This is a genomic window from Geodermatophilus sp. CPCC 205506, assembly GCF_051383635.1.
Taxonomy (GTDB): domain Bacteria; phylum Actinomycetota; class Actinomycetes; order Mycobacteriales; family Geodermatophilaceae; genus Geodermatophilus.
Genome location: NZ_JALPKP010000040.1, coordinates 43,631 through 53,300, shown reverse-complemented (window position 1 = coordinate 53,300; position 9,670 = coordinate 43,631). Strand labels below are relative to the sequence as shown.

The following is a 9,670-nucleotide window of genomic DNA, read 5'->3' as shown; positions in this document are numbered from 1 at the left end:
GGGAACGGGGAGGCGGCCGCCGCCCGGCAGCCCACCCGCCCGCCGGCGCCGCCCACCCAGCCCGCCGTCCAGCCGGCGCCGGGCCGGCACGGCGCCGAGCCGGAGGACGCCGAGCCCCCGGCTGCGCCACCGCAGCAGACCCAGGTGATCCGCCCGATCTCCTCGGAGGACCCGTCGGCCGGCGAGCGGCCCGCCGCGGACGCGCCGACCCTCGTCCAGCCCGCGGTCGGCCAGCCCGACGCGGACACCGGCACCCAGCCGGTGACCGGCCGCCGCTGACCTCCGCACCGAGCCCCCGCGGGACCCGCCCGGCCGGCCGGGTCCCGGCCACGCCACGGCTGGTCGCCGCCGTCCTCCTCGCCGTGGTGTGCGCCCTCGCCGGCAGCCCGGCGCAGGCGACCGGCGGCGGCCTGCTGCGGCTGGCCCACCTCTCCCCCGACAGCCCCGCCGTCGACCTCACCGTCACCCCGGCCGACGGCGGCGCGCCCGTGATCACGCTGCCCGGCGTGCACTACGGCACCGTCTCCGGGCACCGGGAGCTGCCGCCCGGCGGGTACACGGTCACCGTGCGCCGCGCCGGGGCCGATCCCGGCGGTCCCCCGGTGCTCTCCGCAAGCGTGGACCTGACCGCCGGCGGCGCCCGCACGGTCGCGGTGACCGGGCCCTTCGCCGGCCTGGATCTCGCCGTCGTCGACGACGACCTCTCCCCGCCCCCGCCGGGCAGTGCCCGGGTCCGGGTGGTCGCGGCCGCCGCGTCCGCGCCGGAACTCGACGTGGCGGTCGCCGGCGGTGGCCCGCTGGCCGCGGGGCTCCGCTTCGGCAGCGCCGGTGCCCCCGCTCCCGTGCCGGCCGGGGCCGGCACGCTGCAGGTCACGGGCGACGAGGTGTCCCTGGAGGTGCCCGTCGAGTTCGCCGCCGGGTCCGTCTACAGCGTGCTGGTCCTCGACCGGGTCGGCGGCGGGCTGACGGTGCGGCCGGTGCTCGACGCGGCCGGCGCCGCGGTGGTGCCCTCCGGCGGCGTCGCGGCGGGCGCGGGCGGCGCCGCGGGCCGGTCCCCGCTGCCGGGGCTCATGGTCCTCGCTGCGCTGGTCGTCCTCGGTGCCCTCGTGGTCCCCCGGCGACGCCGGTGAGCGGCCGCGTGCCCGTCCGGCGGCTGCTGGCCGCCACCGCGCTGGCCGCCGGCGCGGTCGCGCTGCACTCCCCCGAGCCGCCGGAACCGGCGGCATCGACGGCCCGCGCCGTCGTGGCGGGCACGGCCGCCGGCGACCGTGCCTCGGCCGAGCCGGTGGGGGTGCGGATCCCGGCGATCGGGCTGGACGGCTCGCTGGAGCGGCTCGGCCTGGACGCCGCGGGCGCGCTCGTCCCTCCTGCGGATCCCGCCCGGGCCGGCTGGTACACCGGGAGCGCCACCCCGGGCGACGTCGGGCCGGCCGTGCTCGCCGGTCACGTCGACTCCACCAGCGGGCCGGCGGTGTTCTGGCGGCTGCGCGACCTCGCCGCCGGGGACGAGGTGGTCGTCGACCGCGCCGACGGGACGACGGTGCGCTTCACGGTCACCGCGGTCGAGCGCTCCCCCAAGGCCGAGTTCCCCACCGCGGCGGTCTACGGGCCCACGCCGCGTGCGGAGTTGCGCCTGGTCACCTGCGGCGGCGCGTTCGACCGGTCGCGGCGCAGCTACCTCGACAACCTCGTGGTGACCGCCGTCCGGACCGCCTGACCCGACGATTTCCGCGGAAACCGATGCGACGGCGGCGTCACCGTCGCCGGTCCCGGGCCCGCCAGCAGGCGGTGTGCCAGTGCCGCCGCCAGTCGGCCGCCGAATCGGTGTCCCAGGGCTCGAGGTCGGAGTCGCGGGCGTAGGCCGGCCAGGTCACCACGTGCGGGGTGCCCGGGCGGATCTCCTGGTCGCAGCCCGGGCAGCGGTAGGTCTTGCCGGTCGCCGAGCCGGCGAGCGGGCGGACCACCCAGTCGCCGTCGGTCGCCTCCTCCACCGGGTCGGGACGGCGCGCCGGCTCCCGCCCCGCGGGGCGTGCGCCGCGCCGGCTGCCGCGTCGGGGCACGCCGTCAGCGGTGCGCGTGGTCCCGGAACCCGCGGCCGGTCTTGCGGCCCAGGTACCCGGCGGTGACCAGGTGCTCGAGCAGCGGCGCCGGCGCGAACCCGGGCTCGCGGAACTCGGTGTAGAGCTCCCGCTCGATGGCCAGCGCGACGTCGAGGCCGACGACGTCGAGCAGCTCGAAGGGCCCCATCGGGTAGCCGCAGCCGACCTTCATCGCCGCGTCGATGTCGTCGGCGGTCGCGTAGTGCGCCTCGAGCATCTTCACCGCGTCGTTGAGGTACGGGAACAGCAGGGCGTTGACGATGAACCCGGCCCGGTCGGTGCAGGAGACCGCGTGCTTGCCCAGGTGCTGCGAGACGGCGTGCGCGGTGGCCGCGACGTCCGGCGCGGTGGCGATCGTGGAGACGACCTCCACCAGCTTCATGACCTGCGCGGGGTTGAAGAAGTGCATGCCGACGACGTCGGCCGGCCGGCCGCTGGCCTGCGCGCACTCGATGACCGGCAGGCTGGAGGTGGTCGTGGCCAGCACCGCGCCCGGCTTGGCGATCTCGCCGAGGTTGGCGAACAGCGCCTCCTTCACCGGCAACGACTCGACGACGGCCTCGATGACCAGGTCGCGGTCGGCCAGCTCGTCCAGCGACGTCGTCCCGCTGACCCGGGCCAGGACGGCGTCCCGCGTGGCCTCGTCGAGCCGGCCGCGCTGCACCTGCTTCTCCAGCGACCGCGCGAGCTCCCGGCGCACCGACTCGACCTTCTCCGGCGAGCGGGCGACGAACCGGACGTCGTAGCCGCCCTTGGCGACCACCTCGACGATGCCGGTGGCCATCGTGCCGGAGCCGACCACGCCGACCGTGGCCACCGGCCGGGCACCCGCCGCGGCCCCGCCCTCGACCGGCGTGTGCGCGTCCGGGACCACCTCGGCGGAGTCCCGGTCGGCGTAGCTGTAGAAGCCGCGGCCGGACTTCCGGCCCAGCAGCCCGGCGGTCATCATCTGCTTGATGACCGGGCTGGGCGCGTGCAGCCGGTTGCGCGACTGCTTGTACATCGTGTCGAGGATCTCGTAGGCGGTGTCGATGCCGATGAGGTCCATCAGCGCCAGCGGGCCCATCGGCAGCCCGCAGCCGAGCTTCATGGCGGCGTCGAGGTCCTCGCGGCTGGCATAGCGGTTCTCGTACATGGAGACCGCGTGGTTGAGGTAGCCGAACAGCAGCGCGTTGGCGATGAACCCGGCCTTGTCGCCGATGGTGACGTCGACCTTGCCCAGCCGGTCGGCCAGCGCCTCGACGTCCTCGACCACCGAGGGCTCGGTGACGACGGTGCGCACGATCTCGACCAGCTTCATGACCGGCGCCGGGTTGAAGAAGTGCATCCCGATGACCTTGCTCGGCCGGCCGGTGGCGACCGAGATCTCGGTGACCGACAGGCTCGAGGTGTTGGTGGCCAGGATGGTGTCCGGCGGGCAGATCTTGTCCAGCTCGCCGAAGACCTCGCACTTGAGCTCCAGGCGCTCGGGCACGGCCTCGACGACCAGCTCCGCGTGCGCGAGGTCCTCCAGCGAGGTGCTGAACCGGATCCGCCCGACGATCGCGTCGCGCTCCTCGGGCGCCAGCTTGCCGCGCGTCACGGCCCGCCCAGTGGAGTGCTCGAGGTGCTCGCGGCCGCGGGCCACGGCCGTGTCGTCGATGTCCACGGCGGTCACCGACAGGCCCGCCCGGGCGAGCACCTCGGCGATGCCGGCGCCCATCGTGCCCAGCCCGACGACCCCGACCTCGCTCAGTTCTCTGGCCACGGCGCCACGGTAGCGGAGTCGCCGGGTGACGCTTCCCGCGCTCGGGCGACTCCGCCCGGCGTCAGAAGAGCCGCTCGGAGGGGTCGTCGGTGCCCTTGAGGACGGCGTAGTCGACGGTGAGGCAGTCGATGCCGCGGTCGCCGGCGAGCACCCGCGCCTGCGGCTTGATCTCCTGCGCGGCGAACACCCCGCGGACCGGTGCCAGCAGCGGGTCGCGGTTGAGCAGCTCCAGGTAGCGGGTCAGCTGCTCGACGCCGTCGATCTCCCCGCGCCGCTTCACCTCGACCGCCACCGTGGTGCCGTCGGCGTCGCGGCAGAGCAGGTCGACCGGGCCGATCGCGGTCGGGTACTCCCGGCGGACCAGCGACCAGCCCGCGCCGAAGGTCTCCACGTGCAGCGCCAGCAGCCGCTGCAGCTCGGCCTCCACCCCGTCCTTCTGCAGGCCGGGGTCGACCCCGAGCTCGTGCGAGGAGTCGTGCTCCACCGACTCGATGGTGATGACCAGCTGCTCGCCGGCCTTGTTGGTCACCGTCCAGGTTCCGCTGCCGTCGCTCAGCTCGTCCTTGAGCGTGCACGGCGGGCTCATCCAGTTGAGCGGCTTGTAGGCCCGGTCGTCGGCGTGCACCGACACCGACCCGTCGGACTTCACCAGCAGCAACCGGGGCGCCATGGGGAGGTGGGCGGTGAGCCGGCCGATGTAGTCGACCGAGCAGCGGGCGATGACCAGGCGCACGGGGTCCGACGGTACCGAACCGGCAACGGCTCGCCCGGGGAACCCGGAGGGCGGCCCGCCGCGCGGCATCCTGGCGGGGTGATCCGAGCCCTGCGTCCCGTCGCTCTCGCGCTGGCCCTCCTGCTGCTGGCCGCCTGCGCCCAGCGCGGTGGCGACGCCGGGGCGCCGGCACCGTCCCCCGCGGGCCCGGGCCGGCTGGTGCTGCTGGTGGAGCACGTCGGCGGGTTCGTGACGCCGGAGACCACCGCCGCCCGGCTGCCGCTGGTGGCCGTCTACTCCGACGGCCGGGTGATCGCGCAGGGCCCGCAGATCGCGATCTACCCCTCGCCCGCCCTGCCCAACGAGCAGGTGTGGCAGCTCGACGACGACGGCCTGCGCACCGTCGTCGACCGGGCCATCGCCGCCGGGGTGACCGGGAGCGGCGACCTCGGCAGCCCGCCGGTCGCCGACGCCCCCGCCACCCGGTTCACCCTCGTCACCGAGGAGGGCACCTCGGTGCGCGAGGTGCAGGCGCTGTTCGAGCTGCCTGACGACAGCGGGCTCACCCCCGAGCAGCAGGCCACCCGCGGCGAGCTGATGGGCCTGCTCGACGTGCTGACCGCGCCGGACGGGCCGCTCGGCGCATCGGGGCCGGAGACCTACCGGCCCGAGGCGGTCGGCGCCGTGGTGACCGCATACACCGCCGACCCGGAGCCCGAGTTGGTCCAGCCCGAGGTCGCCTGGCCTGGACCGGCCCTGCCCGGGGAGGCGCTGGACGAGCGGCTGGGCGTGTCCTGCGTGGTCGCCCGCGGCGAGGAGGCCACGGCGGTCCTGGACGCGGCGGCCGGGGCCAACTCGCTCACGCCCTGGGCCGCGGCCGACGGCAGCCGCTGGGCGCTGACGCTCCGGCCGCTCCTGCCGCACGAGACCGGCTGCGCCGACCTCTCCGGGGAGTAGGACGACAGCGGCCCGGCCCTCCGTCAGGAGGACCGGGCCGTCGTCGGTTTCCGCGGAAGCCGACGGATCAGACGGTGGCGGGCTCGCGCAGGTCGGCGTCCACCCCGCCGCGCTCGTCGACGCGGGCGAGCGGGTCGATCGTGGACGTCGCCCGGTAGCGCTCGACGTCGAGGATGCCCTCGCGCTTGGCGACGATCGTCGGCACGAGCGCCTGACCGGCCACGTTCACCGCCGTGCGGCCCATGTCGAGGATCGGGTCGATGGCCAGGAGCAGGCCGACGCCGGCCAGCGGGAGGCCGAGGGTCGACAGCGTGAGGGTGAGCATGACCACCGCGCCGGTGACGCCGGCGGTGGCCGCCGAGCCGATGACCGAGACCAGCGCGATCAGCAGGTAGTCGGTGATCGACAGGTCCACCCCGAAGAACTGGGCGACGAAGATCGCGGCCAGGGCGGGGTAGATCGCCGCGCAGCCGTCCATCTTCGTCGTCGCGCCCAGCGGGACGGCGAACGAGGCGTAGGACCGCGGGACGCCCAGGTTCTGCTCGGTCACCCGCTCGGTCACCGGCAGGGTGCCGATCGAGGAGCGGGACACGAAGGCCAGCTGGATGGCCGGCCACGCCCCGGCGAAGTACCGCAGCGGTGAGAGGCCGTGCAGGCGCAGGAGCACCGGGTAGACCACGAAGAGCACGAGCGCGAGACCGGCGTAGACGGCGCCGGCGAAGACGCCGAGCGAGCCGAGGGACTCCCAGCCGTAGGTGGCGACGGCGTTGCCGATCAGGCCGAGCGTGCCGATGGGGGCCAGCAGGATGACCCACCACAGCACCTTCTGCACGATCGCCAGGGCCGCGCGGACGAACCCGAGGAACGGCTCGGCCGGCTCGCCGACCTTGAGCGCGGCGATCCCGATCGCGACGGCGATGACGATCAGCTGGAGCACGTTGAACGACAGGGAGCCGTCGGCCGAGCCCTGCAGGCCGAAGACGTTGCCGGGCACCAGGCCGGTGAGGAAGTCGAACCAGCCGCCGGCCTTCTCGGGCGCGGCCTGCGCGGCGGCGTCGACGGAGCTGTTGCGGCCGGGCTCGGTCAGCAGGCCGAGGCCGATGCCGATGGCCACGGCGATCAGGGCCGTGATCGCGAACCACAGCAGGGTCTGGCCGGCCAGCCGCGCGGCGTTGGAGACCTGCTTGAGGTTGGCGATGCTGACGATCACCGCGGTGACGATCAGCGGCGGGACGAGGACCTTCAGCAGCGTGACGAAGGTGGACCCGATGGTCGCCAGGGTGCTGGTCAGCCAGTTGGGGGTGCCGTCGGCGACGGGGCCGAGGTCACGGGCGACCAGGCCCAGGGCGACGCCGAGGACGAGGGCGAGGAGGACCTGTGCCGCGAACGGGACGCGGCGGAGACGAGCGAGCACGAGGGGTGCCTTCCGGAAACGGGCGGGGATGGACGACGACGGGGCGCGGACGCGCTCAGGCGTCGGCCGTCACGCGCCCGAAGTCCAGGGCGCGCCGCCGGGTGAGGTTCCACAGGTCGACCACGCCAGGGTCAAGGCCGCGGCGGCGGGGTCCCATCCCGGTGTGGGGCGGTTCACCCCGGGGGGAAGGTCCAGCGGGTGGGCGCGCCCGCGAAGTCGGCCTCGCTCTGGGCGATCACCCGGACCGGCCGGACGGCGTACGTGCCGTTCACCTCGGGGTCGAGGAACTCCACCGAGACCCCGCCGCCGTACTTCGCGTTCACCGCCGCCACGAAGTCCGCGATCCCCGGAGCGGAGGTCACCCGCTCCGCGACGCCGTCGAGCACCACCGGGTCGCGGGCGTCGTCCGTGGTCACCGTGCAGCGGGGGTCGGCGGCGAGGTTGCGGGCCTTGCGGGATCGCCGTCCGCTGGAGAACCACAGCCGGCCGTCGAGCCACACGCCCCAGACCGGCATGACGTGCGGGCTGCCGTCCGGGCGGACGGTGGCCACCCAGTAGTCGTGCGAGAGGCCCAGCCGTCGCTCGGCCTCCGCCCACGGCAGCAGCCCGCTGCCCTCGTCCGCGGGGAGCACGCCGTAGCCCGGCATCACCGGGCGGTCGGCGTGCGGCCCGGTCACCTCAGTCGGTCCAGACCGGGCGCCGCTTCTCGATGAACGCCGTCGTCCACTCCTGCGCGGACGGCAGCTGGCTCGTCGCGGCCATCACCTCGACCGCGATCCCGTAGGCGTCCCGCTCGGGCCGGTCGAGCTGGGCGTAGAGCGTCTGCTTGCCGATCCCCTTGCTGGTCCGCGAACCGCGGGTGGCGCGCCCCATGAGCTCGGCGACCGCGGCGTCGAGCTCGTCGTCGGGGACGACCCGGTTCACCAGCCCCCAGTCCAGCGCGGTGGCGGCGTCGATGACGTCCCCGGTGAGGGCCAGCTCCATCGCCCGCTTGCGGCCGACGTTGCGGGCGACCGCGACCATCGGCGTGTGGCAGAACCAGCCGCCCTTGCCACCCGGGGCGGCGAACGCCGCCGACTCCGCGGCGACCGCGAGGTCGCAGGAGGCCACCAGCTGGCAGCCGGCCGCGGTGGCGAGGGCGTGCACGCGGGCGAGCACCACCTGGGGCACGTCCTGGACGGTCTGCATCAGCTCGGTGCACAGCGCGAGCAGGCTGCGGACCTCCGGCAGCGGCGCCCCGGCGACGTCCCCGAGGTCGTGGCCGGCGCTGAACACCGGCCCCTCCGCGGCCAGCACGATGCCGGCGGTGTCGGTGCGGCCGACCTCGGTGAACGCGGCGAGCAGTTGCTCCAGGTGGTCGCGGGAGAGGGCGTTGCGCCGGGCCGGCCGGCACATCGTGATGGTGACGACGTCGCCGTCGCGGACGACCCGGGGCGCACCCTCTGCAGTCATGGTCCGACGCTAGCCGACCTCGACGCCCGCGGTCCTCCCGTGCAACCGCCCGCGGCCCTGCTCCTTGGCGCCGTACATCGCCAGGTCGGCCTCCTGCAGGACCTCCTCGAACGGCGTGCCCGGCGCGGCCATGGCCAGCCCGATGCTCGCCGAGACCCGCACGCTGCGCCGTCCGACCGCGACCTCGTCCACCAGCGCGGCCACCAGCCGCTCCCCGATCGTCTCCGCCGTCGCGAGGTCCAGGCCCGGCAGGACGACGGCGAACTCGTCGCCGCCCAGCCGCCCGACCACCGCGTCGGGTACCCCCTCCACCTGGGCTCGGAGCCGATCGGCGAGCCGGACGAGCAACTGGTCCCCGACCGCGTGCCCGCCGCGGTCGTTGACCTCCTTGAAGCGGTCGACGTCGATGAACAGGACCGCGCCGCCGCCGGTGAGCGCCGCCCGGCCGGCGTCGAGCAGGTGGGCGCGGTTGGACAGGCCGGTCAGCGGGTCCTGCCGGGCGACCCGGGTCATGGCGGCACGCCAGCCGTCGGCCTCGGTGGCCACGGCGGTCAGCCGGTCGACGGTCTCGTCGAGGAGCAGGTGCTGCGCCGCGTCGGCGTCGGGTGCCAGCTCGCGGACCGCGGCGGAGAGCAGGTCCAGGACGTCCTCCAGCGGAGCGCCGGTGGCGACCGCCTCGAGCACCCGGCCCTGCGCGGCCAGCAGGCGGGCGTCCCAGCGGTGCGCCGCGACCTGGCGGCGCAGGGACAGCGCGCTGCGCACGAGGCGGACCTGGATCTCCAGGGTGGCGAGGTCCTCCCCGGAGAAGGAGCGGACGTCGTCGTCGAACACGCCCAGCGAGCCGAGGACGAAGCCGTCCTCGTCGATCAGCGGGACCCCGAGGTAGGAGCGGATGACGCCGGCCGCCACCGCCGGGTTCGCGGCGAACACCGGGTGCGCGAGCGCGTCCGGCACCTCCAGCGGCCGGCGCATCGCCACGACGTAGGCGCAGAACGACAGCTCGTCGGGGACGGCGGAGAACGGCGCGCCCACGCCGATCTCCGCGGGGAAGCACTGCAGGTCCGGGCCGACGAGGTTGATCACCGCGATGGGCGCGTCCAGCGCCCGGGCCATGTAGCCGACGACGGCATCGAGGTCGGCGTCGCCGGCGTGGCCGGCGAGCCGGTAGCTGGCGATCGCGGCGAGCCGGTCGGGATCGGCGACGGCGAGGCGGGGGCTCTGCACGCGCGGCACCGTAGCGGCTGTCGGTCACGATCTGTGCACGCAGCGGTACGGGAGTTCCCCGGGGC

10 protein-coding genes and 1 pseudogene are annotated in these 9,670 nt (G+C 75.3%); 4 read left to right on the top strand and 7 right to left on the bottom strand.

What is annotated here, in order from left to right; translation table 11 throughout:
• The 3 genes and pseudogenes from MY520_RS20655 to MY520_RS20645 form a co-directional block, all read left to right on the top strand.
• Positions 1-279, top strand: a pseudogene (locus MY520_RS20655) (hypothetical protein); the annotation flags it as partial.
• An 83-nt stretch (positions 280-362) separates the two neighbouring features.
• Positions 363-1,130: a DUF4397 domain-containing protein gene (locus tag MY520_RS20650; RefSeq protein WP_436694448.1), complete on the top strand. Its 768-nt coding sequence runs from the start codon at positions 363-365 to the stop codon at positions 1,128-1,130.
• A gap of 8 nt (positions 1,131-1,138) precedes the next feature.
• Complete coding sequence (locus tag MY520_RS20645) at positions 1,139-1,717, top strand: class F sortase (RefSeq protein ID WP_436694447.1); 579 nt, start codon at positions 1,139-1,141, stop codon at positions 1,715-1,717.
• 37 nt (positions 1,718-1,754) lie between these two features.
• Here MY520_RS20645 and MY520_RS20640 read toward each other — a convergent pair whose 3' ends face one another.
• The 3 genes from MY520_RS20640 to nucS all read right to left on the bottom strand — a co-directional run bounded on the left by MY520_RS20640 (position 1,755) and on the right by nucS (position 4,579).
• Positions 1,755-2,060 carry a hypothetical protein gene (locus MY520_RS20640; protein WP_436694446.1) on the bottom strand — a complete coding sequence of 102 codons (306 nt, stop codon included), beginning with the start codon at positions 2,058-2,060 and terminating at the stop codon, positions 1,755-1,757.
• 4 nt (positions 2,061-2,064) lie between these two features.
• A complete protein-coding gene (locus tag MY520_RS20635) occupies positions 2,065-3,846 on the bottom strand; it encodes a 3-hydroxyacyl-CoA dehydrogenase family protein (protein WP_436694445.1) in 1,782 nt (593 codons plus the stop codon).
• A 61-nt stretch (positions 3,847-3,907) separates the two neighbouring features.
• Positions 3,908-4,579 (bottom strand): endonuclease NucS, encoded by a 672-nt coding sequence (gene nucS / locus MY520_RS20630; protein WP_436694444.1) that lies wholly within the window; start codon positions 4,577-4,579, stop codon positions 3,908-3,910.
• A gap of 78 nt (positions 4,580-4,657) precedes the next feature.
• Here nucS and MY520_RS20625 point away from each other — a divergent pair, with 78 nt between their 5' ends.
• Entirely contained in the window at positions 4,658-5,515 is an 858-nt protein-coding gene (locus tag MY520_RS20625) for a hypothetical protein (protein WP_436694443.1), read from the top strand.
• 67 nt (positions 5,516-5,582) lie between these two features.
• On the opposite strand, the gene MY520_RS20620 is transcribed toward MY520_RS20625, so the two are convergent.
• The 4 genes from MY520_RS20620 to MY520_RS20605 form a co-directional block, all read right to left on the bottom strand.
• A complete protein-coding gene (locus MY520_RS20620) occupies positions 5,583-6,929 on the bottom strand; it encodes a dicarboxylate/amino acid:cation symporter (protein ID WP_436694442.1) in 1,347 nt (448 codons plus the stop codon).
• Between the two features lie 173 nt (positions 6,930-7,102).
• Positions 7,103-7,606: a pyridoxamine 5'-phosphate oxidase family protein gene (locus tag MY520_RS20615; RefSeq protein ID WP_436694441.1), complete on the bottom strand. Its 504-nt coding sequence runs from the start codon at positions 7,604-7,606 to the stop codon at positions 7,103-7,105.
• Between the two features lies 1 nt (position 7,607).
• Entirely contained in the window at positions 7,608-8,381 is a 774-nt protein-coding gene (locus MY520_RS20610; RefSeq protein WP_436694440.1) for an enoyl-CoA hydratase-related protein, read from the bottom strand.
• 9 nt (positions 8,382-8,390) lie between these two features.
• On the bottom strand, positions 8,391-9,605 hold the full coding sequence (locus MY520_RS20605) for a diguanylate cyclase domain-containing protein (RefSeq protein WP_436694439.1): 1,215 nt from the start codon (positions 9,603-9,605) through the stop codon (positions 8,391-8,393).
• Positions 9,606-9,670: the final 65 nt, after the last annotated feature.